Here is a 26,549-nt window from a genome sequence, read left to right on the forward strand (position 1 = left end):
TTGCGCCAATCACACGCGCAGTCCGCACGAAACATCCCTTTTCAGAACTCCGAGTAAACCAAGGGAAACAGATGCGACCTTCCAGCGCGCGCTCCGTTCCATCCCTGCGCGGGCGGACTTACTTGCCATTTGAAGGTCATCTCGCTCCATCTCGACCTCCGTCGAAATGAAGTTGCATCAGTATCAACACTACAAGTATTTCCACAGCCCCCGGGACTTCCCGGCTGGCGGCACGCGTGCGTGCATGACAAGGATTGGTGGAAACATGGCGTCCCGTCTCGGTGATACGTCTGCGAAGGGTTTGCGTTGGGGTGCGGTGCTCCTGGCGGGGCTGGTGGGCTGTGGCCCCACCACGACGAAGGAGCCCGCGACGAACCAGGAGGAAGTGCGCTCCATCGAGGAGCAGTCCAAGGCACTGACGCCTCCCCCGGGCTGTACCGAAATCACGCTGGGAGAGCTGAGCAACGGCGTGGAGCTGACGCCGGTGAGGTACTCGCAGCAGCCGACGTACCGGGGCACGTTCACCAACCCGGCCGCCCCCACCGCCACGAACCTGGCGTACCTCCGGCTGGACGTGAATACCGCGCCCGGGCTGTATGACTTGTCCGTGGGCGGAGGCAACACCTTCACGTGTGATCGCTGCGTGATGGGCTACCAGGACTCCGGTGCGCCGACGGAGAAGTACCTCGTCGCCGACTCCGGGACGATGCTCGTCGCGCTGAAGGTCTCGCCGGACCAGACGATTGGAGCGCTGGCGAACGTGGTGCTCCGCGAGTCCGTGGACGCCGCGCCGCTCAACGCCCCGTACTGGGGCAGCGCCGTGGTGCCGGGCGGCGAGTGCAAGTGGATCCGCTTCGCGACGTGGAACACCGTGCGCCCGGGTGGCTGCGATCCGCGCGAGGGCTCGCTGACGGCGAACCTGCCGGACACCACCTGCGTGCCCACCAACTACGCCGCCAGCGACGGCACGCTGGAGCGGGCGCTGGGCACCAAGACGCACGGCCAGGCGTGCACCACCACCCCGGCGGTGAGCGAGTACGAGCTGGACTCCACGGACTGCGAGCAGGGCTTCACCTGCACGGACCTGCTCTCCGCGAACGCCCAGTGCCTCAAGACGTGCGACTTCATGGCGGCGAACCCGGGCTGCCCCACGGGCACCGTGTGCGGCGTTTACGGCCTGTGCATCGAGCAGTCCGTGCTCCAGCCGCTCGGCTTCGACTTCGACCCCGCGCAGATTGGCGAGCAGTGCAGCGTGGGCTACGCGGAGTTCTGCGGCACCGAGGGCGCGCGCGGCGCGTGTCTGGACCTGGCCCGTACGGGCAAGGGCACCTGCTACGCCTATGAGCGCGCGCGCAGCAACTGCGGCCCGGGCGAGGAGCTGGGCTACATGAACTACGGCCGCTCCGGCGGCGGCTTCGACCGCACCTACGGCTTCTGCTACCACGACGGTCGCTAAGGGAAGTGAGCGGGGGCGTTCGCTGTCCAGGTCCCCTCCAGCCCGGGCCGCGGCGCCTCCGCTCAGCTCACCGCGCGCCCACCGATGCGCGAGCCCGCGTCTTCTGGCAACCGCCTGAACAGCGGACCCGCCAGCGAAGACACCACGCCCACGGCGAGGAACGGCAACAAGAAGCGGTCCGGGGTCAGCGGCAAATCCCCGCTGCCTCGCGCCAGGTGAAGCATGAGCGCGCCCAGGCTGATGCCCACGCTCAGCGCCATCTGCTGCGTCACCACCGCCACCGTGGAAGCCTGACTCATCTTCTCCGGAGGGATGTCCGCGTACGCCACGGCGTTGATGGCGGTGAACTGCAGCGAGCGCACGAAGCCGCTGACCATCAACGTGGCGACGATGAGCGGAATGGGCGTGGAGTTGCGGAAGAACGCCGGGAGCGCCGTCAGCACCGCCGCGGCCAGATTGGAACCGACAAGCGTCGTCCTGAAGCCCAGCCGCCTGATGACCCACGGCGCCACGGGCTTGCAGGACATGGCCCCCAGCCCCGTGCCAATGGTCACCATGCCCGCCTCGAACGGCCCCCACCCCAGGCCCACCTGGAGCATGAGCGGCAAGAGGAACGGCGTCGCCCCCAGGCCCATCCGGACCAACCCACCGCCCGCCGTGCTGGCCCGGAACGTCGACAGCTTCAGGAGCCGCAGGTCCAACACCGGCTTCTTCATCCGCAGCGCGTGCGCCACGTAGAGCGCGATGGCCCCCACGGCCACGAGCGCCATGCCCATCTGGATGTGCACGGGCACCAGGCCGACGCCCAGCGTCTCCGCCGCGCCAATCGTCAGGATGATGGCCACCGCCGCGATGGCATAGCCCTTCCAGTCGAACGGGCCCGGGTGCGGCTGGGGCAGCTCCGGCACGTAGCGCGACACCGCGAGCATGCCGAGCAGCCCCACGGGGACGTTGATGAAGAAGATCCACGGCCAGTCCGCCACGCCGAGGATGAGGCCCGCCAGCGGCGGACCGATGAGCGGCCCCACCAGCGCCGGCATCGTGAACCAACTCAGCGCCGACACCAGCTTGTCCCGGGGCGCCGAGCCCACCACGATGAGCCGGCCCACCGGCGTCATCAGCGCGCCCCCCAACCCCTGGAGCGTGCGGAAGACGACGAGCTGGGGCAGCGTCCGCGAGAAGCCGCACAGCACCGACGCGATGAGGAACACGCCCATCGCCAGCATGAAGACGCGACGAGGACCGAAGCGGTCGGCCACCCAGCCACTCGCGGGCGCGAGCACCGCCAGCGCCAGGATGTAGGACGTCAGCGCGAGCTTGAGGTGGATGGGGTCCGTGTCGAAGGCCACGGACAGCGTCGGCAGCGCGGTGGACAGCGCCGTCGAGTCGACGAACTCCATGAACAGCGCGCTCGCCACCGCGATGGACGCGAGCCGGGAGCCTCTGTTGGCGGACGCGGGCGGCGATCCAGGTGGAGAGGAGCCAGGAGAGTCGGACACCTCTCTTCTATGCACGGGAGCCCACGTGCATGTCACGCTCGACGACACTCCATCCGGGGGCTCCCTTGCCCGCGAAGGAGCCAGGGAGCCGAGCATCGGTGCCCTGTCTCGTCAGGTCGGTCGCTCCAGGCGCCCATCCGCGTGGCGCGCGAAGCGCCCTTCCTCCCGCGCATGCACCGGGTCGTCGCTCTTCCAGGGCCAGCCGCCGAAGCCCGTGCGCTGGTAGTCGCTGAACGCCTGCTGGATCTCCTGCCGGGAGTTCATGACGAAGGGGCCGTGCTGCACCACGGGCTCGTTGATGGGCCGCCCCTGGAGCATCAGCAACTCCGCCTCGTCGGCGCCGTTCTCCAGCACCGCGTCCACGTCGGGGCGCAACTGGAGGACATGTGATGCGGGGATGGCGCGGCCTCCCACCTTCAGCGCGGAGCCCTTGAAGAAGTACAGGAAGCGATTGCTCCCGCGCGCGGCGGCGGGCAGCGTCCAGCGCGCCCCCGGCGCCAGCTTGAGCGTCCAGATGGCCACGTCCGAGTCCGCCCGCGCGGCCCAGGACTTCGGCGGCGGCGGCGGGGCCTTCACGTCGCCCAGCGTTCCGGCGACGACGGTGACCTCGGTGGTGCGCCCCGCTTCATCCCTCGCGACGTGCCGGGGGATGACGTGGTCCCACAGCATGGAGAAGTGCGGCGTCACCAGTTTGTCCGCGCTCGGCAGGTTGAGCCAGATCTGGAACAGCTCCACCGGATTGGGCTGGTCCTTCTTCAAGAGCGGGAACATCTCCGAGTGCAGCACGCCGCTGCCCGCGGTGAGCCACTGCACGTCCCCGCCGCCGAAGCGCGCCGCCGCGCCCAGCGAGTCCGAGTGGTCCAACAGCCCACTGCGGACGACCGTCACGGTCTCGAAGCCCCGGTGCGGATGCTGCGGGAAGCCGGGCACCACGGTGCCGTGGTACATGTTCCAGCCGTCCCGACCGTCGAAGTCCTGGCCGAGCTGCCGGCCCGCCAGCGACGCGGTGGGCCCCATCCGCTCGTTGCCCGCCGGGTAGGCGTCCACGTGGTGCACGCAGAACAGGAACGGGTCTGGCGTGGGCCAGGGCATCCCCCTGAGCGGGCTCAGGCCGATGACGGCGGGTTGCTCACTTCCCTGCTGCTGACTCATCCCCTGCTCCTCTGATGACTTTCCCGTGCTCCGAGAGCAGCTCGCGGCCGACGTGGCCCCCGCCACCGCGAGCACCTTCAGCGCCGCTCTCCGACTGACCTCATCACCCAAGGGCCACCTCACGCATGACGCCGTCTCCAGGCTGTAATCCTGGCATGGACGGGGCGCATCCTTTCATGCCCGGGGCCCGCCCGCCCGCCGAGCCGTCCTCCCCATACACGCCGACCCGGACTTGCCGTAGGGTGCGCCGCCTTGAGCCCCTCCTCGCCCCTTCCCGTGTCCCACGAGCGCGTGCGTGCCATCGACTGGCTGCGCGGCATCGCCGTCCTGTTCATGGTGCAGACGCACTCGCTGGCCCTGCTCACCCCGGAGCTGCGCAAGAGCGCCTGGGTGGGCCGCCTGCTCAAGGTCGATGGCCTGGTCGCCCCCGCGTTCATCTTCTCCGCGGGCTTCGCGCTCGCGCTCGTCATGGTGCGCAGCGCCGCCAGTGGCCAGTTGCGCGAGCGCGTGCCCAAGAACTTCCGCCGCACCTGCGAGGTCCTCCTGGTGGCCTCCCTGGTCAACTGGGCGTGGTTCCCGCTGCTGAGCGAGCCCAAGTGGCTCTTGCGCATGGACATCCTCCAGTGCGTGGGCGTGTGTCTGCTCCTCATGCTGCCGGTGGCCGCCGCGCTGGCGCCCCAGCCTCGCGTGCTCGCCGGCGTGAGCCTGACCCTGGCCTTCATCGTCTTCGCCGTGTCGCCCCTGGGTGAACACGTGCCCGAGCCCTGGGCCACGCTGACAAAGAAGTCCTCCTTCGCGCCCTTCCCCCTGCTGCCGTGGATGGGCTTCGCGTGGCTGGGCGCGTTCGCGGGAACACTCGCGGGCGCCTGGGGCCGACGTCCGCTGGCCCTGGCGCTGCTCCTGCTCGTCGCGGTGGGTGCCATCGGCGCGGCGTCGGGAGACTTCCTCTTCCAGCTCTACCCGCACCACCGCTTCTTCGTCGCCAACCCGTCGAACTCCGCGGCGCGCTTCGCGTGGGTGTGCGCCGTGCTGCTCGGGCTGATGGGGCTGGAGTCCCGGGTGCCCGCGGGCCATGCGCCCTCACGGCTGCGGCGGTTCATCGAGGTCTTCGGGACCTCGTCGCTCTCCGCCTACTTTTTCCACGAGATGCTGCTGTTCTACCGGCTTGGCGGCGTCTTCTCCTTCCAGCGCTTCTGGGGAGACCGCAGCGGCTGGGGCCAGTACTGGCTGCTCACCGCGGTGCTCATCGTCGCCACATGGCTCTTGTGCCTGGCGTGGGACCGGCTGGAGCACCGGGTGAGAATGGCGCTCCAGTCCCTGAGCAAGAGGCTGCGCCCCGCCGTTCCTCAGTGAGCGTCGGTGGACAGGCGCTCGAACGCGGCGATGACCTCCGGCGGCGCCTGGACCAGCTCGATGAGGACCCCCTCGCCACCGTAGGGGAACTGCTCGTTGCCCTTGGGGTGAACGAAGCAGATGTCGAAGCCCGCGGCGCCCTTGCGGATGCCTCCGGGGGCGAAGCGCAGGCCCTGCTGCTCCAGCCACTTCACCGCGACGGGCAGGTCATCCACCCACAGGCCCACGTGGTTGAGCGGCGTCTCGTGGACCCGGGGCTTGCCCTCCGGGTTGATGGGCTGCATCAGGTCCACCTCCACCTTGAAGGGCCCCGCACCGGCGGTGACGATGTCCTCGTCCACGTTCTCCCGCTCGCTGCGGTAGGTGCCGTGAGGCGTCAAGCCCAGCAGGTCCACCCAGAGTTTGCGGAGCGGGCCCTTGTCGGCGCCGCCGATGGCGATCTGCTGGATGCCCAGGATTCGGAAGGGTCTCAAGGTCTGCATGGGCCCGGAACCTACCGGGAAAAATCGCGGGAATAGACCCATTTGTCAGGTCGTGCGTTTCGATGCGGCGCCTGTTGATTCCGTCCCCCGGAGAACACATGTCCCAGACCTTCCTGAAGCGCCGTTTGAGCCAGTGGGGAAGTGCCCTGCTCGTCGCCTGTGTCCTGCCCGCCTGCATGTCCATGGACGAGCGCCAGACCCTGACGGCCCCCGAAACGCGCTCCACCCCACGAACCCACGCCACCGCGAAGCCGGCCCCGCCTCCGAGCGCCGCGCCCCAGGACTTCGCCGCCGCCGAGGGCGACGACGCCAGGGCCACGGCCGATTCCCCGGCGCCTCGCGAGGACCGGGCCAGGAAGGCGCCGCGAGGCATCGACGCGGAGCTGCGTGAAGAGCCTGCTCCCGAGCCCCTCATGGTCGCGCCCGCCACGGGTGCGATGGGCGGCGCGGTGGCCAATGGCGTCATCGGCCGTGCCCAGGGCGCGGAGATGGCGAAGCCGTCCCGGATGGCTCCCAAGAAGCTCGAGGCCAGCGCCCGCCTCACGGAGAAGGACGTGGACGGCTCGGACGCCCACGCGGGTCCGCAGGGCAACACCTTCGAGGCCTGGAAGCCCAACACCTTCACCGAGACGAGCAAGGACCCGCTGTCCACCTTCGCCGCGGACGTCGACACCGCGTCGTATACGGTGGCCCGCCGCTACCTCCAGAACGGCAACCTGCCGCCCTCCTCCGCCGTGCGCGTCGAGGAGTTCGTCAACTACTTCAAGTACCGCTACGCCCCGCCGGAGACGGGGGCCTTCACCGTGCATCTGGAGGCCGCGCCGTCGCCCTTCGACTCGAAGCGCCACTTCGTGCGCGTGGGCGTGCAGGGCAAGGTCGTCTCGCGCTCGCAGCGCAAGCCGGCGCACCTGGTGTTCCTGGTCGACACCAGCGGCTCCATGGCGTCCCAGGACAAGCTGCCGCTCGCCAAGGAAGCCATCAAGATCGCCGTGAAGAACCTCAACGAGAACGACACGGTGGCCATCGTCACCTACGCGGGCTCCACGCGGGACGTGCTGGCGCCCACGCCGGCCACGGACGTCAAGAGCATCCACGCCGCGCTGGACGCGCTCCAGTCCGGGGGCGGCACCGCCATGGGCTCCGGCATGGAGATGGCCTACAAGCACGCGGTGAAGAAGGCCTCCGGCAAGGTGGTCTCCCGCGTCATTGTCCTCACCGACGGCGACGCCAACATCGGCCCCACGCTGAGCCCGCAGGCGATGCTGGAGAGCATCCACAAGTACGTGGCCGAGGGAGTCACCCTCACCGCCGTGGGCTTCGGCATGGGCAACTACCGCGACGACATGATGGAGAAGCTCGCGGACAAGGGCAACGGCAACTGCTTCTACGTGGACAGCTACAAGGAAGCGAAGAAGGTCTTCGAGACGCAGCTCACCGGCACGCTGGAGGTCATCGCCAAGGACGTGAAGCTCCAGGTGGAGTTCAACCCGCTCGCGGTGCGTCGCTACCGCCTGTTGGGCTACGAGAACCGGGACGTGGCGGACAACGACTTCCGCAACGACAAGGTGGACGCGGGTGAGATTGGCGCGGGCCACAACGTCACCGCGCTGTACGAGGTGGAGCTGGTGAAGGACGCCAAGGAGTCGCTCGCCACCGTGCGCGTGCGTGCCAAGGCGCCCAACGGCACCGAGGCCGCCGAGCAGTCCTTCCCCTTCACGCGCTCCCTGCTGCGCGCGTCGCTGGAGGCCGCCTCGCCCGACTTCCGCTTCGCCGTGGCCGTCGCCTCCACCGCGGACATCCTCCGAGGCAACCCGGCCGCCGAGGGCTGGAGCCTGGCCACCGCGCAGAAGCTCGCCGAGGGCGCCGCCGCTGGAGACGCTGACCGCAACGAGTTCGTGAAGCTGGTGTCGCAGGCTCGCGCCCTGTCCGGCGCGTCCGCCCGCGGCGAGTAAGCAGACCCAAGCAGGTTGCAGGGGGAATGGGGTGGAAGGCCCGGGGGGCGCCTTCCACCCCATTATTTTTTCCGGCGAGCCTCCCGGACGCGCTCAGTACGCGACGACGGTGGGCGGCGTGGTGCTGGTGAAGAAGTCCGGGAACGTGGCGATGTAGTGACTACCGCTGCCCGTTTCTCCCCCGATGCGACCCGTCTTGCCTCCGCTCACGGTGAGCGTCGTCCCGTCGGCTTCGAGGAATGGGACTCCCGAGGTGATGTTGCCGGTGCCCAGGTACACGGCCAGCCCTGTCTTCCGGACAACAGTCATCGTCGCCGGGTCGACATGGCTGATGCCAAGCGTGCTGGGAGAGCTGCCACTGACACTCTGCTTCTTCACGTAGGTGGCGACCACTCCCTGGTCGTTGGCCACCAGTGACAGGGCGGGGAGGTAGTTGACAGACGTGTCGAGATTGATTTCGGAGGGTGGCAGGTAGCAGAACTCAATCACCTGCCGCCTCAAGACGATTCGATAGTTCGGCGGGAACCCTCCCGTCGACACCGCCGTGAGGATGAGGAGACAGCCGTCGTACGTCACGGAAGTCGCGGCGGCTTCACTCGAGGCGAAGACGTCTTCCGTCGCTCCCGGGGAGGGCTCTCCACCACACGCGGAAAGGACCACCGCCACACAAAGACAGACAGCGCGCCTGAAGAATTTCATGACGTGACGACCCCCTTGTTCGTTTGAAAGCGGCGACACGCTAACAGCCCTGCAAGTCATTGCAGCGACATTTCCGTGAGTGTGGGGTGGGCACGGCGCGGACACGTTGCGGTATCCTTCGGGCCGTATGCGCCCATCCCACCTGCCCTCCCGCCTCCTGCTCGTTCCCATGGCCACCCTCTTCCTCGCGTGTGGAGGATGCGGTGATGACCCCAGCGGAGGAGGCGTCCCCCTGGGCGAGGAGCAGAAGGGCATCGCCACGTACTACGACGCCACCGGCGCGGGGAACTGCAGCTACGACGCCAGCCCGGACGACTTGATGGTCGCGGCGATGAACACCCCGCAGTACGCCAACAGCGCCGCATGTGGCCAGTGCGTGGACATCCAGGGGCCCAGCGGCAACGTGCGGGTGCGAATCGTGGACAGGTGCCCGGAGTGCGAGGCCGGTCACCTGGACCTCAGCCGGCAGGCCTTCGCGAAGATCGCCGAGATGCGGCTGGGCCGCGTGGACATCACCTGGAAGGTGGTCTCCTGCGACGTGGCCGGCGGCCTGGAGTACCACTTCAAGAACGGCAGCAACCCGTGGTGGACCGCCATCCAGGTGCGCAACCACCGGGTGCCCATCTCCAAGCTGGAGTGGCGTCGTGGCGACGGCGCGTGGAAGGACGTCCCGCGCGAGGACTACAACTACTTCGTCAACGGCGACGGCATGGGCGAAGGCTCCTTCACCGTGCGCGTGACGTCGACCACCGGCGATCAGGTGGAGGACACCCTGCCCCGCGTGCTGGACAACGACACCTTCGAGGGCTCCGCCCAGTTCCGCTGACGCGGGGCCGCTTTCGCACCGGCCGAGGCTCGACACACCATCGAGCCCCGGCCGCGAAAGCTCCGAGCGACTACCGACGCAGCATGGAGCGCAGCAGCTCCAGCGCCTCGGTGACGTTCTGCCAGACCTGGAGCGACTTGACGTTCTCACCCTCGCCCTGCACGGCGCGACGGGAAGCCCGCTCCAGAGGCAGCAGCACGCCCTCCACCAGCTCTATCTGCCGGCTCAGCTCCGCCGGAGACGGCCCTGCCACGGCGGCCCGCTGGAGCGCCTCCGCCGGCATCTGCGCGGACACGTTCACCGGTCGGTCCGCGAGCGCGGCGAGTGCCCGCGAGAGCTGCTCCATGTACGGCCCGAAGTCCTGGGCCGGGGCCTGCTGCACCACGGGCGCCTGGGCGGACGTCGCCACCCGCTCGGTCAGCGCCTTGAGGAGCTGCGCCATGTGCTTGAGGTATGGCGCCAGATCGGTCGCCGGCGCGGGCGCGGCCACCGGCAGAGGACTGTCCTTCGCCTCGCGCCCCACCTTCGCCACTTCCAGCACCGCGTCGCGCAGGGCCTCCAGGTAGGGCAGCGCCTCGGCCGTCGGGTCCTCGTTCCGGTCCGCGGAGGCCTGCTGCACCTGGGTGGCCGCGTTCGCCACCGCGTCGCGCACCGCGCCGAGCTGTTCTTCGATTCCACTGAGCTGACCGGTGACGCGCGCCACGGGGTCGTCCTCCTTGCCCCCCATTCGCTTGACGCGCGCGAAGCCCTGCTTGATGTCCTCCCACCGCTTCGCCTTCTCCGGCGTCAGGCGGCCACGCATCTCCGCCAGCTTGAGCAGGTTCTGCTCCGCCGCCGTGGTGAGCGTCTGGGATTCGCCCTGGTAGTGGTCGTCGACGAGCCGCTCCAACTCCGCGTCCGTCATGGCCGCGACCAGCTTCTCCGACAGCTTGTTCATGTTGCGGTAGGAGCCCTGGAGCTTGAAGGCGGGCTCCGCGCGGAAGCGCTCGTCCTGCGCCGCCGAGGCGATGTACTGCATGTTCACCTTCAGCAGCACCGACTGCACCCGGAACATCCGCTGGAAGATGGCGATGATCTCCTGCAGCTCCGCCGCCGCGTAGCCGTGCTTCAGCTCGCCCGCGGGCACCTCCTCGCCCTGCGCCATGCGAAGCAGTCGGTGCGTGTCCGCCGCGTCGCGAGTGGCCAGCGGCGCCGTCACCGGGTTGGAGGTCAGCGCGTTCTCCAGATAGCTCAGCGCGAACAGGTGCTCCTTGCCGTCGAGAATCTCACCCAGGTTGTAGGTGTCCGCGCGGTTGGCGAGCATGTCCGGAATGCGGAAGCGCTCACCCGTCTCCGTGTAGGGATTGCCGGCCATGACCACGCAGAACTTCTTGCCGCGCAAGTCGTAGGTGCGCGTCCGGCCATTCCACACGCCCTCCACGCGGCGCTGGCCGTCGCAGAGCGAGATGAACTTCTGGAGCAGCTCGGGGTCCGTGTGCTGGATGTCGTCGAGGTAGAGCATCACGTTGTTGCCCATCTCGAAGGACAGGTTGATGCGCTCCACCTCCTGCCGCGACGTGGCGTTGGGCGCCTCCGCCGGGTCCAACGACTTCACCGAGTGGCCCAGCGCGGGGCCGTTCACCTTGACGAAGGTGAGGCCCAGCCGGCTCGCCACGTACTCCATCAACGTCGTCTTGCCGTAGCCCGGCGGCGACATGAGCAGCAGCATGCCCATGCGGTCCGTGCGCTTGCCCTCGCCCGCCGCGCCCAACTGCTTGGCGAGGTTGGCGCCGATGAGCGGCAGGTACACCTCGTCGATGAGGCGGTTGCGCACGAAGGACGACAGCACCTTCGGCGTCAGCTCCTCCAGACGCAGCTTGCGGCGCTCACGCTCCAGCAAATCCCGCAGCAGTCCACGGTACGTCTGGTATTGCGGCACGCGGAGCTGACGAAACTCGCCCAGCCGCGCCAGGAACTCGTCCAGGCGCAGCGCCAGCTTCCGGTCGTGGACGCGCGGGTGACTGCCCAGAAGACCCGTCACCTCGGCCGCCGTCAGCGCGCCCGCGGGCTCGCGGTCCAGCTTGCGCTCGGTGAGCAGCAGCACCGCCGTCTCCAATGCGAAGTAGCCCGCGTCACCGGGGCCCCCGTCGCGCTGGGCCAGATACGCCTCCACCCACGCCTTGGCGATGAGCAGCCGCGAGGACAGGTCCTTCTCCAGTCCGCGCAGATCCTCCTCGAAGGCGGTCCGGGTGCCCTGACGCTCCAACTGCGCCAGGAACGCGTCGCGCAGCACCACCGCCTCGCCGCTCGTGGTGAAGCGGGGCCGGTCCACCGCCAGCTCCTCCACGAGGTAACGCCCCGCCTGACGAGCCTCCGCCGGCGAGTGCGCAAGCCCCTGCGCCTTGAGGAACGCCTCCACGGCCTCCCCCAACGCGAGCCCCAGCTCGGACAGGCTTCCGACCGAGGAGAACGTCTGACGCAGCCGAGCGAGGCTCCGCGCACGACGGTGCAACAGCGTCCGCGCGCCCTCGTCGGAGTCGAAGGCCCAATACAGCGAGGCCCACGCGCGAGGCACCGGCGCGAAGCGCAAGAGGCCCGCGCCCTGGTGCAGCGTCAGCAGCTTCTCCAGCACCGCCGCCGCGTCCACGTCATGCACGCCGCGCTCGTAGCCTTCATCGAAGCGGTCCGCGGCGTAGGTGCGCACCCGCTCCAGCAGCGTGCCGGCGATCACCGCCTCATGCAGCGCGGACAGCGTCAGCCCGCCCTTGCCGTCCTCCGCGTCGGAGAGGATGCAGGAGGCCAGGTACTCCACGCGGTAGACGTCCCGCGTCTCGGAGACCAGGTGCTGCTCCCAGAGGCCCTGGTGCTTGAGCAGCTCCGGGTCTTCCAACTTCTGCGCGTAGTCGGAGCCGGTGAGCTGGAGGTAGAGCGCGCCATCTCTCGGAACCAGCGTCAGGTCCAACGGCTGCGTGTTGACGTTGAAGCGGTAGGTGCCCAGCTTGATGAGCGAATCGCCGTCCGCGAACAGGTCCTGCTTGTCGCGCAGCGCCCGCAGCGCGTCCTGCTTGGCGGACTTGAGCCGCGACAACACCTCGTCCGAGCGCACGCTGTCCTGGAGTCCCAGGAGCTGCTCGGAGAGCTGCCGCAGCTTGAGGATCATCGCGTCGGTGGCGAAGTACCCGTTGAGTTCGTCGTCCGACTTGAACGACTTGGACCGGCGCTGCACGCCCTGGAGGATTCGCTCCGCGGCGCCGAAGAGGCTCTGGGCCCGGCGCTGCCGCTCATCCACCAGCGTCTGCTTGCGAGCGCCGAACGCCTCCAGCAGCTCCTCGCGCTTCTGGGTGATCTGCCCCAGGAACTCGTCGAACTCACCGAAGCGCCCTTCCAGCTCCTCCAACTGCACCGTGAGACGCGACAGCCCCTCGTCGCACTTCTCCGGCAGGTCCGCCTGGGCCAGCGCGTTCTCGATGGCCTGCCCCAGCAGCTTGAACTGGGCGCCGAACTCCGCGCGCTTCTCCCGGCTGGACAGCTCCTTGCGCTTGGCCGCGAGGCTCGCGCGCACGCGGTTGAGCCGGCCGAACAGCTCGGAGATGCCCTCCAGGATGCGGGCGCGGGCCAGCGGGTCTCCCACCTGGAGTCCGCCGACGACTTCACCCAGCACCGTGAGGCCCTGGGCCGTCTTCTCGATGTCCTCGCCCAGCGGCGCCAGCTCCACCGTCGTCTTCACCGGCTCCAGCTTCGCGAGCAGTGCGTCCAGGCGCGCGGCCAGGGGCTGAAGCGCCTCGCCCTTCTGGAGGAAGTCCACGCAGCCGGAGCTGGTGTTGTCGGACGCCTCCACCACCGCCTTCTCCAGGGCATCCACGCGCCCCAGGTCCATGTAGCGGATGTCCTTCAGCGTGATGAGGTGCCCGCGCTGCTGACGCAACTCCGCCAGCACGTGCATGAACTCCTCGGCCGAGGTGAGCAGCTCCGGCTGCACGCGTCCCAGCAACTTCGTCTGCGCCTTCTCCGCCTCGGCCAGCGACTCGGACGCGCGCTTCTGGAGGGCGAGCACCTTCTCGAACTCATCGATGATGAGCTCGGACGTGCGGCGCAACAGCTCCACGGGCTCCTGCAGGCCCGTCTCCGCGTGGCCCAGCCAGTAGTACGCATCCAGCGCGCGCGTGGCGGCGGCGACCAGGTCCTCGTACGTGCGGCGGTTGGGCTTGTCCGTCTTCGCGATGCGCTGGAGCGTCAGCGAGTCGGAGATGCCTCGCACCAGCTCCGCGTTGCCCACCTTGCCCAGATAGCCGGGCGCCGTGGGTGCCGCCGCCGCGTGCTCGTCCGATACGAAGGGCGTCTGCCACACCTGCATCGGGTGAACCCGCGTGGGCTCCTGAGACGTCTCGCGGAACACCACCAGCCCGCCGTCCGCGAAGAGGCTGTAGCCATTGCACACCAGCGGGTTCTGCACCTCCTTGCGCACCAGGTTGTACGGGAAGAGCAGGTACCGGCCCTCCTCGCGCTGGTGGAAGATGTAGAGGACGTCTTCGCCGTTGGGTGAGCGGATGACGTGCTTGAACTCCATCCCCGAGCCGGTGGCGTCACCGTCGAAGACCTTGTAGTCGCCCGTCTGGAGGTAATAGCCCCCGGGGAAGATGATGCCCTGGTCCTCGGGCAGCCGGATGCAGGCCTGGCCGATGGCGTCGATTCGCACCACGTGCTGCGTGCGCGAGTTGAACACCAGGTAGCGCCAGGCCTTCTCGCGGAAGGGCAGCACCCGGATGAGGATGAGCGTTCCCACCCGGGCCCAGGCGAACCGCGCGTCGTCCAGCGACTGGTTCGCGTCCTCCACCGGCTCGCTGTAGATGCCCAGGCCCGACGAGGTGTTGTTCTCCACCTTGACGGTGAGGTCGCCCTTCACCGTCTCCACGAACACCTGATCCAACACGTTGACGTGCGGGTGCTGGCCCAGCACGTAGTTCTCGCGCGTGGCCACCGTCCACTCGAAGTCGTGGGACGGGGGGAAGACGTGGTCCTTCTCGCCCTGGTTGTCCAGGTAGGTGGCGCGGCCCTCGGTGTCCAGGTTGAAGCGGAACACCTTGAGGTCTCGCGCCGTCTGGCCCGTCTGGAAGATGGCCAGGAGCCGCGCGTCCTTGCGCCTCAGCTGCAGGAGCTTCGCGTCCTTGTAGTACCGGTACAGCTCGCTGAAGTCCTTGACGAAGCGCGGGTCGGCCAGGAACCCGCCGGCTTCCGTGTGCGGCACGGCGGACAAATCAAACCCGTCGGCCGTCTTCTCGAACCGGTGCAGCGAGAAGACATCCGCGACGGACGTCTCCTTCTTCAACCCGATGAAGACGTTGTAGCCAAAGAGCAGGTACTTGCCGACGCTGACGATGTCGCGCGCCACGCAGTTGTTCTCGGTGCGCACCCGCTCGTTGCCGGTGACCGCCAGCTCCGAGCCGCCGAAGAACGCCTTGCGCCGCGCATTGAGGTCGTTCGCCTTCGCGCCCAGCACGTCCGCCTGTGCCAGCAGGCGCGTCCGGATGACCTCGTAGCTGCCCCCCTCTAGCGCCGCCTCGCCCGTGGGCGCCGCGCCCTTGCCACCGTCAGTTGCCATGAGTGCTCACCGGAAAGTTTCGCGGGGACCCCGCCCCCGTCCCGCCCGGATGGGAAGGACGCCACCCCGGAAGGCTTGGGGGCGAGGTCGTCGTGACGCCATGCCCGCCCTCGCGCTCGGCGAGGGCGGACCCTTCTGCTGCCCGAATCAGCCCTGCTTGTCGGAGGCGGACGGCTTGCCCTCGGCGCCCAAGAGCGCCTTCAGGTTCGCCGCCGGGTCCGTCGGGCCGGGCGTCATGCGGTGCAGCAGCGCCGCCACCGCCAGGTTCTGCGCGTCGTTGCTCAGACCCGGCTTGGAGAGGATCTCCTTGAGGTCCGCCGGCAGGTCCTTCTGGCCGTTGAGGTAGCCCCCCAGCGCCGTCTTCAGGGCCTCGCCGTGGTCCAACGCGCCGTCCACCGCCGTGCCGAACGACACCGCCTTGACGAAGCGCTCGAAGAACTGGCCGTCGCCACCGACGATGTTGAACTTCGCGTTGGCGAACGCCTTGGCCAGCACCTCGGCCTGGGCATGGGCGATGTCCTTGCGCACGCGGATCGTCTCCAGCTCGATGTCGCGCTCCTTGTTGAGCTTGAGGCGGAACTCCTCGTGCTCGCGGCCCACGCCGTCCATCAACTTCATGGACGCCGCCTTCTCCGCGAGGCCCCGGGCCTCGGCGAACAGCTTCTCCTGGATGGACGAGGCCTCGGCGAGCTGCATCTCCTTCGTGGCGAACGCCTCCGCCTCGCCGCGCTTGTGGATGGCCACCGCCTCGGCCTCCTGCACGCGAGCCCGGGCAATTCCCTTCTCCTGCTCACCCGCGGCCTCCGCCAGCAGCCGCTCACGGACGACCTGCGCCTGCGCGTGGCCCTGCTTCTCGATCGCGCCGGCCTCCGCCTCCTTCACGCGCACCTGCGCCATGCCCAGCTTCTCCGTGGCCGCGGCGTCGGCTTCCTTCACGCGGATGCCCGCCAGGCCCTCGGCGGCGGACTCGGCCTGGATACCGTCGGCCAGGCGCATCTTCGCCTTCGCCGTCTTGTCGGCGGCCTCGAGGTCCGCCTCGGCGAGGGTGAGCTTCTCCTTCGCCATGAACACCGCCATCTCGCTGTTGGCCTTGGCGGCGTTCACGTCCTTGACGGTCTTCTCCTGCGCCTGGGCCTCGGCGTTGATGATGATCGCCTGCTTCTTGCGAAGGGCGTCTGACTCCACGCGCAGGTCCTTGATGCGCTCCTCCTCCTGCGCCACCGTCTTCTCCACGGCGATGCGAGCGCGCACCACGTCGGCGATGTTCTTCTTCTGCTCCTCGAGCGCCTTCTCCTTGTCGATGCGCTCCAGCTCCGTCTCACGCTCCCGGCTGATGGCCGCCAGCGAGCGGGCGCGCTCCACGTTCTCCGCCTCGACTCCCACTTCGCGCTCGCGGTGCTTCTGGGCCACCTCCACGTCGCGCGACTTGTTCTGCTCCTGGACGAGGATCTCCTGCTCCGCCTTGATGCGGGCGAGCTGCGCCTTGGAGTACTGCTCCTGCTTCACGCGCTCGGTCTCCGCGGACTCCTCGGCCTGCACCGTCTCAATGGCGCGCCGCTGCTTCGCGGAGGCCTCTTCACGCTGACGCTCCAGCTCGAAGATGCTCTGGTCGGCTTCCACGTTGCGCTTCGTCACCGCCTGGCGCTCCGTCTGGCGCAGCTCGTTGGTGACGATGTTCTGCTCGGTGGTCAGCTTGGTGATCTTCCGGATGCCCTCGGCGTCGAGGATGTTGTCCTTGTCGAGCATCTCGACCGGGGTCTGCTCCAGATAGTCGATGGCGCAGTCCTCCAGCATGTAGCCGTTGAGGTCCCGGCCAATCACCTCCACCACGTTGTCCTTGATCTCCGCGCGCTTGGTGTAGAGGTCCACGAAGTTGAAGTTCTTGCCCACCGTCTTGAGGGCTTCGGAGAACTTGGCCTCGAAGAGCTTCTCGAGCGTCTCCTGGTCGCTGGCGCGCACGCAGCCGATGGACTGGGCGACCTTGAGCACGTCCTCACGCGTCTTGTTCACGCGCACGAAGAAGGTGACCTTGATGTCCGCCCGGATGTTGTCCTGGCAGATGAGGCCTTCCTTGCCGCGACGGTCGATCTCCACCGTCTTCAGCGCGATGTCCATCACCTCGGCCCGGTTGATGATGGGGAAGACCACCGCGCCAGTGAAGGTCACGAGCGGCTCGGTCTTCAGCGTGTTGACGATGAGCACCTTGCCCTGATCCACCTGCCGGTACAGGCGAACGATGGTGAGGACGATGCCCGTGAGGAGGATGACGCCTCCGCCGACGGCGGCTACCAAGGTGATGGGATCCATGGCCTTTTTCCTGTGAAGTATTGACAGCGGGCCTTGTATCAGGCGCCAGAGATCCCCCGCGAAAGCCCTCTGGCGTCGAATCCACACACGGTCCGCCCCCCTGAGCGGACCGCGCCTCGACTCAAGTCATGTACGCGCTCGCGCGCGGGCCAGCGCCGCGGCCCGAGCGGGGTCGCGAAGCTGATCCATCTCTTCCGGCAACAGCCAGTCCACGGGCTCCACCTCGTAGACATCCCGCTGGGCGTCGTACGACAGCACCAGCGCGGGATCTCCCCGCTTGAGCCCGTTCTTCTTCGAGCAGACCACGTTCAAGATGAAGCCCGCCTCGCCGTCCTCGAACGTCGCGTGGCCGTTGCGGTCCGTGACACCGCCGCTGGAGATGGTGCAGACCCGGCCCATCAGCGAGTCACGCCCGGGCGCCTTGCGCGCCACGAAGACGGGCTTGAGCGGCCGCACGGCGATGCCCGAAATCACCAGCCCCGCGACGAAGCACAAGAGCCCCACCGCACTGCTGATCAACCACGAGGGAAGCACGCCTCCGAGCGCCGCGTGCGCGGGCGGGGTCGCCACGAGCGACAGGAACCACGAGAAGAACGAGACGAGGCTCACGGACACCGTGAGCGGGATGCCCGCGAAACCCAGCGTGGAGAGGATGCCGCCGTCCACGTGCGCGTCGTGGTCGTGGGCGCCCATCGCCTTGCCGCCGCCCTGGAGGGCCTCGCCCGCCGCCTTCGCTCCACCTTCCAGCGTCCCGGCCAGGGCCTTGCCCCCGCCCTCGAACGCCGCACCCAGCGCCTTTCCACCCGATTCGAAGTCGACGTGGCCGCCATCGAGCAGGTCGATACCCACTGCCCCGATGATGACGAACAGCCAATATGTGAGCACCACGCCCATGGCGGTGGTGAAGATCGCGGTCGGGAACGCGAGGATGGCGTCGAAGAAGGGCGTCATCGTCGCCCCGGACTCTAATCGAGCCTGATTCCCTCCGAAAACCGCCCCCGTCGATTTCCTGGACGGACGCTCGCCGAGCCTCCGAGCGAAGCCCGCATCGTCAAGCAGCCCCCGGCTTCACGACTCCTGGAGGGCCGGGCCGCGACGGGCGTCCGGGGTCCACCCCCACCCGGACATCGGAGCACGGGCCCGGCGCGAGCTGCGACGCCGGGCCGAGGGAACGCCCGACTCAGGCGGGGACGACCTCCACCACGCTGGGCGGCATGTACGTCGGCAGCACGCGTTGGATGCGCAGCCCGGCCTTCTCCAACAGCGCGGTGTACTCCGTCCCCGTGCGCTCCTGGCCGCCCACCAGCACGAGCATGGCCATGTCGTAGAGGTTTCCGAAGTGCGACACGTTGTCGCCCGGCAGCACCGTCTCCACGATGAGCAGCTTCGCGCCTGGATGCATCGCCTCGCGCACGTTGGTGAGGATCTTCAGGCTGCGCTCGTCGTCCCAGTCGTGGAGGATCTGCGACAGGATGTAGATGTCGTAACCCGACGGAATCTTCTCGAAGAAGTTGCCCTCCAGCACCTCGCTGCGCGACGCCATGCCCAGGTTCGACAGGCGCGCGGTGGCCTCCGCCTTGACGTGCGGCAGCTCGAAGAGCGCGCCCCGGAGGTTCGGATGGGACTGGAGGATGTGAGCCAGCAGCGTGCCCGTTCCACCGCCCACGTCCACCACGGACTTCGCGGTGGAGAAGTCATACGCGCCCACCACCGCCGGAGCGTTGAGACTCTGATACGCGGCCATGCTGCCGTTGAAGATGGCCGCGTCCTCGGGGTGCTTGGACATGTAGCCAAAGAAGCTGTCCCCCATGAACTTCTCCACGGAGGGTTGCCCCGTCTTCAGCGACGACACCAGGTCTCCCCACGCCTGCCAGGACAGCAGGTGGCCATGCGCGCGCAGTGAGCCATACACCGAGCCCGGGCTGTCCTTCTGAAGCATCCTGCCCAGCTCCGTGAGACCGAAACGCTGGCTCTGCTCGTCCTTGACCAGCACCCCCAGGCCGGTCAGGAGTCTGAGCAAGCGTCTCAACGCCGGAGCATGGGTGCCGCTCGCCTGCGCGAGCTCCTCCACGCTCTTCGGCTCATCACCGATGGTGTCCGCGATACCCAGCTCCGCCATGATCTGCAGGCTGCGAGAGACCCAGAAGCCGTAGACCATCTGGGTCATCACGACCGCGGGCGGAGGTGAGCTGGGGGCGGCAGGGGCGGCGTTGACGGGACGAGGTTGCTGGCTCATGCAGGGGGGGACCTTGCGCGGGGGGAGTGAGACACGGCAATTCTGGAACCTAAAAGGTAGGCTGTAAAAGCACTTCTTCGTCTCTTCCCTCGCAATCCCCGCCTTTTGTCGTGCGCCCCTACATCACCCACCGTCAAGCCCTCCCCCCCGTGGAGCTGGAGTCCCTGCGAGACGCACTGCTGGGCTCTCGCTTCGTGGCCCGCAGCCCGCTGATGGGCACGTTCCAGGCGAGTCGGGGCTTCGCCTTCATCTTCACACATGAAGGAAGGAGCACCCTGGAGGCGCGCTTCCCGTTCCTGCGCGCGTATCTCGCGCGGGTGCTGGCGCCGGAGAGCGCGCGCGGCTTGAGACCGTGGAGGGAGCGGTTGTTCGGCTCGCGCCAGCCAACGCCCAACGCGTTCTATCTGAACCTGCTGTTGCTCGACGCGGGCAAGGGCGTGGGCCGACACATCGACGCGACGTTGCAGGGGCCCAGCGGCGTCCCGGAGGCCACGCCTCGACACGTGAGCGTCCTGTATCTCCAGATGCCCGCGGGCGCGCGCGGCGGCGCGCTTCGCCTGCTGCATGACAATCGCGACGTGGGCGAGGTGCGGCCACGGCCCGGGCTGCTGGTGCACTTCCAGGGACATCTCCAGCACGAGGTGCAGCCCTTCCTCGGCGCGCGGGACGACTCGCAGCGCGCGAGCCTCGTCTGCGAGCAATACGTCTTCGCGCCCGACGCACTCGCGCGACTGCCGCCCTTCCGCATCCAGTCCAAGGCGGGCTTCGCCGCCTACCTGGATGCTCAGCGCGAGCGCACCGACACCGGAAACACCTGAACGAGCCTTCAACGGCCCGCGTGGAGCCCTCCGGATGGACCCGACACGGCGGGCCTGAATCGCTTCGGCATCCCACGTGAGGCGGGCGGCGGGCGCGTCGAGACGGAGCCTGGCTTCCGCGGCGCGCTCGCCGTGGGTGGCGTGGGCCCCAGTTTCTGGGGCTCCCGGGTCTGTCCTGTTCCGGGTTCACCGTACGGTGAGACTGAGCGACAATGACACGCCGTCTCGATGGGGGGCGGACCGATTCGATTTTCAGGAGGCACCGTGGCTGTCGATCCGCAGGGCACCGACGTTCAGCGCTTCATCCAGGAAGACCCCGGGGGGCCGCTGGTGATGATGAACCTGGTGCGGTTCAAGGAGGGGGGACGGGCCTCGTTCGCGGAGTATGCGAACGCCATCATGCCGTTCATGATCAAGGCAGGCGCGCAGCCCCTCTACGCGGGCGACGGCTCCACCGCGCTGGTGGCGGAGCCAGGGCAGACCTGGGACGCGGTGATGCTGGTGCGCTACCCGAGCCGCGCGGCGTTCCTGGAGATGGTGAACGACCCGGACTACCAGCGCTTCAGCCATCTGCGCACGGCCGCGCTGCACGAGGCGGTGATGCAGGCGACGCTTCCCTGGGCTGCGTCGCCCTGAGCGTGGCGAGGACTCAGCGCCCGGCGACGAGGCGCAGGTCCGCGGTGGGAACGAAGCCAGGCGGACGTCGGTGCCGCGTGGCCTGTTCGTAGGCATGGGCGAGCTTGAGCAGCGTGGGCTCGCTCCATGCGCGACCGATGAACGACAGCCCCACGGGCAGCCCGCGCACGTAGCCCGCGGGCACGGTGAGGGTGGCGTAGCCGGAGACGGCGGCGGGGGTGGAGCTGCTGCCCAGCCAGTGGTCGCCGTTCACCAGGTCGATGAGCCCTGGAGGCGCCTGCGTGGGCGCGACGAGCGCGTCCAGTTGGTGCTTGCGCATCACCTCGTCGATGCCCTGCGCGCGTGACAGCCTGCGACTGGAGGCCAGGGCCTTGAGGTACTTCGCATCGGAGAGCGGTCCGCGGGCCTGCGCCTGACGCAGCAGCTCCTGCCCGAAGTACGGCATCTCTGAGTCCTGGTGCTCCTCGTTGAAGCGGATGAGGTCCGCGATGGTGCGCAGCTTCGTCGTGCCGCCCAGGCTCGCGAGCCACGACTCCACGCCTGCCTTGAACTCGTGGAGCAGCACCTCGAACTCGGGCTCGTCCAGCTTCGCCGCGTTGGGGATGGAGGCCGGGTCGACGAGGATGGCGCCCTTCGACTTCATGACCTCCAGGGCCTGCTCCACCAGCGCGTCGGTGGCGGCGTGGTAGCCGAAGAAGCGCTCGCGAGGGACGCCGATGCGCGCGCCCTTCAGCCCGTCGGCGTCGAGGAACTTCGTGTAATCCAGTCCCGTGCGGCCCTGGCTCGCGGCGGTCGCCACGTCGGAGGCATCGACGCCGGCGAGCACGGTGAGCAGCGCGGCGGCATCCGCCACCGTGCGCGTCATCGGGCCCGCGGTGTCCTGACTGTGAGAGATGGGGATGATTCCCGAGCGGCTGACGAGTCCCACCGTCGGCTTGAGTCCCACGAGCGAGCACGCCGCGGCGGGCGACACGATGGAGCCATCCGTCTCCGTGCCCACGGACACGACACAGAGGTTCGCGGCCGTCGCGGCGCCCGAGCCCGAGCTGGAGCCCGACGGCGACCTGTCCAGCGCATACGGATTGCGGCACTGGCCGCCGCGTCCACTCCAGCCGCTGGCGGAGCGCGTGGAGCGGAAGTTGGCCCACTCGCTGAGGTTTGTCTTGCCGAGGATGACAGCGCCCGCGGCGCGCAGGCGCTCGACGACGAACGCATCTCGCGAGGGCACGGCACCGACGAGCGCGAGCGAGCCCGCGGTGGTCTGCATCCGATCCGCCGTCGCGATGTTGTCCTTGATGAGCACGGGGATGCCATGCAGCGGACCGCGAGCGCCCTTCTCCTTGCGCTCCAAGTCCAACGCCTGGGCGATGGCGAGCGCGTCGGGATTCAGCTCGATGACGGACAGGAGCGGCAGCGAGCCGGTGCGGTCCATGGCCGCGATGCGCGCCAGGTAGCGCTCCGTGAGGCCGTGCGCGGTGTACTTCCCTTCGCGCAGGCCGGCCTGGAGGTCGACGATGGTGGCCTCCTCCAGTTCGAACGGACTGGAGGAAGGAGCAGCGTGCCCCGGCGGGTTCGCGGTGGCGTCCACCGTGGCCAGGGCCGTGACAGCGGCCGAGCCACCGAGGAAGGCGCGCCGACTCATTTCCCAGGAGCGATGTCCGGAAGGCGTGGGCTTTTTCATGGGGGCGCGCGCAGTACAGCAGTGGCGCATGGATTGTCGCAAGCCATGCGCGCCCGAGCACGGAAGTCCCGCGCAACCCACCCGCTCCTGTTACGGTGCAACCCCGACATGGCCTCGAATCTGACGCTTCTGGCGGGACCTGACGCGCTGCGGCTGCTGCGGGCGCGGGGGCTGCGCGGTGACGACGTGGATGTGGTGCCTGGAGCCTCCGGTGGCCCCAAGTGGTTGGTGCTGGCCGGGCTGGACCGCGCCCTGTTCGGCGAGATCTTCAAGGGACGCACCCGCCCCCTGCACTTGATTGGCAGCTCCATCGGCAGCTGGCGACTGGCGTGTCTGGCCCAGAACGACCCGGTGTCCGCGCTGCGGCGCTTCGAGGCGGCGTACATCGACCAGCGCTATCCGCCCAAGCCTTCGCCCTCCCTGGTGAGCGAGACGAGCGAGCGCATCCTCGATGCGCTCCTGGGAGATGATGGCCTGAAGGAGATCCTCAACCATCCGTGGGCGCGGCTGCACATCGTCACGGCGCTGTGTCGAGGTCCCCTGGGTGTCGAGCATCCGCGCGTCCAGCTCCTGGGCCTGGCGCTGTGCGCGATGGGCAATGTGGTGAGCCGCAAGAGCCTGAGCCTCCACTTGCGCCGCGTCATCTTCGACACGGCCGGCGACACGACGCCCTTCGCGGGACAGAAGGATTTGCCGTCCGTCCACCTGCCCCTGACGGCGGAGAACCTGAAGCCGGCGCTCATCGCCTCGGGCTCGATTCCGCTCGTGTTGAGCGGCGTGCGCATCCCCGGTGCGCATCCAGGGGTGTACCGGGATGGTGGCGTCATCGACTACCACCTGGACCTGGACTTCGGTCCTGGTGAGGGACTGGTGCTGTACCCGCACTTCTATCCGTATGTGGTGCCCGGCTGGTTCGACAAGGCCCTGCGCTGGCGACGGGCGCGGCCGGAGAACTTCCGCAGGGCGCTGCTCATCTCCCCTTCCCCCGAGTTGGTGGCGAGGCTGCCCGGTGGAAAGATTCCGGACCGCGTCGACTTCGAGCGGATGACCGACACCGCGCGCATCCGCGCCTGGAATCAGGTGGTCTCCGAGAGCGAGCGGATGGGAGACGAACTCCAGGAGCTCATCGCCACGGGGCGACTCGCCGAGCACGTGAGGCCGCTCTGAGCCTGGAGCCGCGCGGCGCTCACTTCCCTGCCGGCGCGGGCTCGCTTTCGAGCTGGACCTCGTCGAGATAGCACCAGCCCCAGCTCTCACCGGGCTCCAGCGAACGGATGAGGGGATGGGTCGTCTCGTGGAAGTGCCCCGTCGCGTGCTTGTTCTTGGAGTCGTCGCAGCAGCCCACGTGGCCGCACGTCATGCACAGCCGCAGGTGAACCCAGGTGTCATGGAGCTTGAGACACTCCTCGCACCCCCGCGTCCGGGGCCGCACGGGACGGAGCTGGTCCAGGTGGGCACAAGGCCCCGTGCCCGCGCTCGGATGGAACTCGATGGTGGCCTGCGTGTCGATGAGCTCCGCCGCCGTGCGGGGCGCGACGTTCTCCGGTGGCCCGGCCTCCACCTCGAGTCCTTCGGGAGGCGGTGAGCGGAACAACTCCGCGCCGCGCTCGAAGGCCGTGACCGAGCCCTTGAGGACGAGTTCGTCACCGACCTCGAACCGCGTGTGCGGCTCCACTCGCGACAGCGGCACCCCTTCCCTTCGCAGCTCCAGGACCTTGAGTGCCCCACCGGCTCGCTGGACCAGCGCCTCCACCGTCTGTCCGACGATGGGCGCACCCGGGCGGACCGTCACGCGGCGAGAGCCCAGGCAGTCTTCTTCCAGGGCGCAGACGAGCAGCGGCTTCTCCAGCGAGCCCGCCAGTCGCAGCGCCGCGTAGCCGGAGCGCCGCACGGCGTCCTCATGGTCCTCGATCTCCTCGGGGGACTGTTGATAGTCCTCGAGGAGCGAGGTCAGCACGGCGACCAGACTCTCCAGCTCCTCGCACACGACGACGTCCGCGCCAGCCTCGTTCATCGGCTCCACGTCCGCGACCGTGCGCACGCGAGCCACCAGGCGCAGCGTCGGATTCTCCATCCGCGCCACCGCCACCACGCGGTGGGCCATGGCGACCTCGTCGTCGACGACCATCAACAGCTTCGCGCGTTGGACGCCCGCCACGCGCAGCGTGCGCTGACGCGCATAGTCGCCGCGAAGCACCGCCATGCCCTCGGCCTCCGCTTCATTCGCGCCCTGGGGACTCAAGGTGGCCACCAGGAACGGAATGCCCGAGCCGCGCAGCACGCGCGTGAGTCGGCGCGCGCCATCTCCGTAGCCGGCGACGATGACGTGGTTCTCGAAGCGGGCGAAGGACTCGGCCGCGAGGGCTTCGGACTCGTCCGTGGAAGGGCCCTCCTGCGCCATCGCGTTGTGACCTCTGCGGGTGAGGCGTCCACCCGCCCAGATGCCCAGCCGGGACAGCAGCGGAGTGAGCACCATCAACATCACCGTGGCCGCGATGAACGCCTGGGAGCCCTCGGGGAGGCCCGCGGGAAACAACCCCAGGCGCCGTCCGCTGCGCTCCAGCACGAAGGAGAACTCCCCCACTTGAGCCAGGAGCAGCGCGCTCTCCACCGCCACCGGCGGGCGATAGCCGAGCGCCAGCACGCTGATGGCCGTCGTCACGGCCTTCACGACGAGCACCGCGACGATGGCCAGCAACACCACGGGCAGGTGCGCCACGAGGAAGCCCACGTCCAGCAACATGCCGACGGAGACGAAGAACGTCGCACTGAAGAGAATCTGGAGCGGAAGGATTTCTCCGAAGGCGTGCTCGCTGAAGCGGCTCTCGCTGACGACCAGTCCCGCGAGGAAGGCGCCCAGGGACACGCTCACGCCCGCGAGGCTGGTGAGGAACGCCGTGCCGAAACACACCGCGATGACGGTGAGCAGGAACAGCTCCGGTGAGCACGTGCGCGCCACCACCTCCAGCAGCCGGGGCATCAGCCGCCGCGCCACCACCAGCACCGCGACGATGATGCCGAGCGCCTTGGCGAAGGCCCACACGAAGTGGAGCGGTGAGTCGCCCTTCCCCGCCAGGATGGGGACGAGCAGCACCATCATCACCACGGCGAGGTCCTGGAAGATGAGCAGCCCCAGGGACACCTGCCCCACGTCGGACGAGGTCCCTCCCCTGTCTCCGAGCAGCTTGAGGACGATGGCGGTGGAGGACAGCGCGACGAGGAAGCCGGTGAACAGCGCGGGCCGCCACGCCACGCCGAACAGCATGAGCAAGCCCATCATCCCCACGGACGCCAGCCCCACCTGGAGCCCTCCGCCGCCGAAGAGGAGCAGCTTGAGCCGGGCCAGCTTCTCCAGGCTGAACTCCAGGCCGATGCTGAACAGCAGGAGGATGACGCCGAGTTCAGCGGCGGAGTTCACCAGCTCCAGGTCCTTCACCAGGGCCAGGGAGTTGGGTCCAATCAGCGCGCCCGCGAGGAGGAAGCCGACGATGGGCACCAGCCTGAAGCGATGGCCCACGTAGGCCATCACCGCGCCCGCGGCGATCAGGATGACAATCTCTTGCAGGAACGGCGGCGCGGCCGAGGCGAGTGGGAACATGGACGGGAGGCGGCGGCCCGGTCGAGCCACACGGGAGCCGAGCCTGCCCCAGCGCGCATGGCCACCCGTGCGCCGCGCGGCGGATTCGTGCACCAGTCACCGTCACGCGGCGGGGGCTCGTCACTTCGCCCCCACGAACGTTGTCCCGCGAACGACGCCGGAATGAACAACGGCCGACACCCTCGCGAGAGGATGCCGGCCGTCGGACTTCAAGAATGCTCGAACCGCTGGAGAGCCTCCGGGTCCGGGCCTGTCAGGCACCCGTCCCCAGAGGAG

General features: G+C 68.6%; 17 protein-coding genes. 7 read left to right on the plus strand and 10 right to left on the minus strand.

What is annotated here, in order from left to right; genetic code table 11:
- Window positions 1–265: 265 nt before the first annotated feature.
- Window positions 266–1,456 (plus strand): hypothetical protein, encoded by a 1,191-nt coding sequence (locus HUA78_RS29285; protein ID WP_174466983.1) that lies wholly within the window; start codon window positions 266–268, stop codon window positions 1,454–1,456.
- Window positions 1,457–1,518: 62 nt separating this feature from the next.
- Here the strand turns inward: HUA78_RS29285 and HUA78_RS29290 are convergent, their stop codons facing one another.
- Window positions 1,519–2,874 carry an MFS transporter gene (locus HUA78_RS29290; protein ID WP_371745686.1) on the minus strand — a complete coding sequence of 452 codons (1,356 nt, stop codon included), beginning with the start codon at window positions 2,872–2,874 and terminating at the stop codon, window positions 1,519–1,521.
- 192 nt (window positions 2,875–3,066) lie between these two features.
- Window positions 3,067–4,107 (minus strand): pirin family protein, encoded by a 1,041-nt coding sequence (locus HUA78_RS29295; protein ID WP_174477647.1) that lies wholly within the window; start codon window positions 4,105–4,107, stop codon window positions 3,067–3,069.
- 252 nt (window positions 4,108–4,359) lie between these two features.
- Between HUA78_RS29295 and HUA78_RS29300 the strand changes: the two genes are divergently transcribed.
- Window positions 4,360–5,460 carry a heparan-alpha-glucosaminide N-acetyltransferase domain-containing protein gene (locus tag HUA78_RS29300; RefSeq protein WP_174477648.1) on the plus strand — a complete coding sequence of 367 codons (1,101 nt, stop codon included), beginning with the start codon at window positions 4,360–4,362 and terminating at the stop codon, window positions 5,458–5,460.
- On the opposite strand, the gene HUA78_RS29305 is transcribed toward HUA78_RS29300, so the two are convergent.
- Window positions 5,454–5,942: a VOC family protein gene (locus HUA78_RS29305; protein ID WP_174477649.1), complete on the minus strand. Its 489-nt coding sequence runs from the start codon at window positions 5,940–5,942 to the stop codon at window positions 5,454–5,456. The two genes, HUA78_RS29300 and HUA78_RS29305, sit on opposite strands and share 7 nt — an antisense overlap.
- A 98-nt stretch (window positions 5,943–6,040) precedes the next feature.
- Between HUA78_RS29305 and HUA78_RS29310 the strand changes: the two genes are divergently transcribed.
- Complete coding sequence (locus tag HUA78_RS29310; RefSeq protein WP_174477650.1) at window positions 6,041–7,894, plus strand: von Willebrand factor type A domain-containing protein; 1,854 nt, start codon at window positions 6,041–6,043, stop codon at window positions 7,892–7,894.
- A 93-nt stretch (window positions 7,895–7,987) separates the two neighbouring features.
- On the opposite strand, the gene HUA78_RS29315 is transcribed toward HUA78_RS29310, so the two are convergent.
- Window positions 7,988–8,593 (minus strand): hypothetical protein, encoded by a 606-nt coding sequence (locus HUA78_RS29315; RefSeq protein WP_217440069.1) that lies wholly within the window; start codon window positions 8,591–8,593, stop codon window positions 7,988–7,990.
- 127 nt (window positions 8,594–8,720) lie between these two features.
- Between HUA78_RS29315 and HUA78_RS29320 the strand changes: the two genes are divergently transcribed.
- Window positions 8,721–9,419: an expansin EXLX1 family cellulose-binding protein gene (locus HUA78_RS29320; protein ID WP_174477651.1), complete on the plus strand. Its 699-nt coding sequence runs from the start codon at window positions 8,721–8,723 to the stop codon at window positions 9,417–9,419.
- Between the two features lie 70 nt (window positions 9,420–9,489).
- Here HUA78_RS29320 and HUA78_RS29325 read toward each other — a convergent pair whose 3' ends face one another.
- The 4 genes from HUA78_RS29325 to HUA78_RS29340 form a co-directional block, all read right to left on the minus strand.
- On the minus strand, window positions 9,490–14,997 hold the full coding sequence (locus tag HUA78_RS29325; RefSeq protein WP_174477652.1) for a DNA repair ATPase: 5,508 nt from the start codon (window positions 14,995–14,997) through the stop codon (window positions 9,490–9,492).
- 147 nt (window positions 14,998–15,144) lie between these two features.
- Window positions 15,145–17,304, minus strand: coding sequence for a flotillin family protein (locus tag HUA78_RS29330; protein ID WP_174462116.1), 2,160 nt, complete (start codon window positions 17,302–17,304; stop codon window positions 15,145–15,147).
- A 126-nt stretch (window positions 17,305–17,430) separates the two neighbouring features.
- Window positions 17,431–18,255, minus strand: a complete 825-nt coding sequence (locus tag HUA78_RS29335; protein ID WP_141647543.1) for a hypothetical protein — start codon at window positions 18,253–18,255, stop codon at window positions 17,431–17,433.
- A gap of 229 nt (window positions 18,256–18,484) precedes the next feature.
- A complete protein-coding gene (locus HUA78_RS29340) occupies window positions 18,485–19,540 on the minus strand; it encodes a methyltransferase (RefSeq protein WP_254623956.1) in 1,056 nt (351 codons plus the stop codon).
- Window positions 19,541–19,650: 110 nt separating this feature from the next.
- On the opposite strand from HUA78_RS29340, the gene HUA78_RS29345 reads away from it, so the two are divergent.
- A complete protein-coding gene (locus HUA78_RS29345) occupies window positions 19,651–20,358 on the plus strand; it encodes a 2OG-Fe(II) oxygenase (RefSeq protein ID WP_174477653.1) in 708 nt (235 codons plus the stop codon).
- A 264-nt stretch (window positions 20,359–20,622) separates the two neighbouring features.
- Entirely contained in the window at window positions 20,623–20,994 is a 372-nt protein-coding gene (locus HUA78_RS29350; RefSeq protein WP_141646334.1) for a DUF1330 domain-containing protein, read from the plus strand.
- Window positions 20,995–21,007: 13 nt separating this feature from the next.
- On the opposite strand, the gene HUA78_RS29355 is transcribed toward HUA78_RS29350, so the two are convergent.
- Window positions 21,008–22,675, minus strand: coding sequence for an amidase (locus HUA78_RS29355; protein WP_174477654.1), 1,668 nt, complete (start codon window positions 22,673–22,675; stop codon window positions 21,008–21,010).
- Window positions 22,676–22,783: 108 nt separating this feature from the next.
- Between HUA78_RS29355 and HUA78_RS29360 the strand changes: the two genes are divergently transcribed.
- Window positions 22,784–23,842 (plus strand): patatin-like phospholipase family protein, encoded by a 1,059-nt coding sequence (locus tag HUA78_RS29360; RefSeq protein WP_174477655.1) that lies wholly within the window; start codon window positions 22,784–22,786, stop codon window positions 23,840–23,842.
- A gap of 19 nt (window positions 23,843–23,861) precedes the next feature.
- Here HUA78_RS29360 and HUA78_RS46720 read toward each other — a convergent pair whose 3' ends face one another.
- Window positions 23,862–26,273, minus strand: coding sequence for a cation:proton antiporter (locus tag HUA78_RS46720; protein ID WP_217442640.1), 2,412 nt, complete (start codon window positions 26,271–26,273; stop codon window positions 23,862–23,864).
- Window positions 26,274–26,549: the final 276 nt, after the last annotated feature.

Origin of the sequence: Myxococcus sp. CA033, assembly GCF_013336625.1 — a bacterium.
In the GTDB taxonomy this organism is placed as follows: Bacteria; Myxococcota; Myxococcia; order Myxococcales; family Myxococcaceae; genus Myxococcus; species Myxococcus llanfairpwllgwyngyllgogerychwyrndrobwllllantysiliogogogochensis.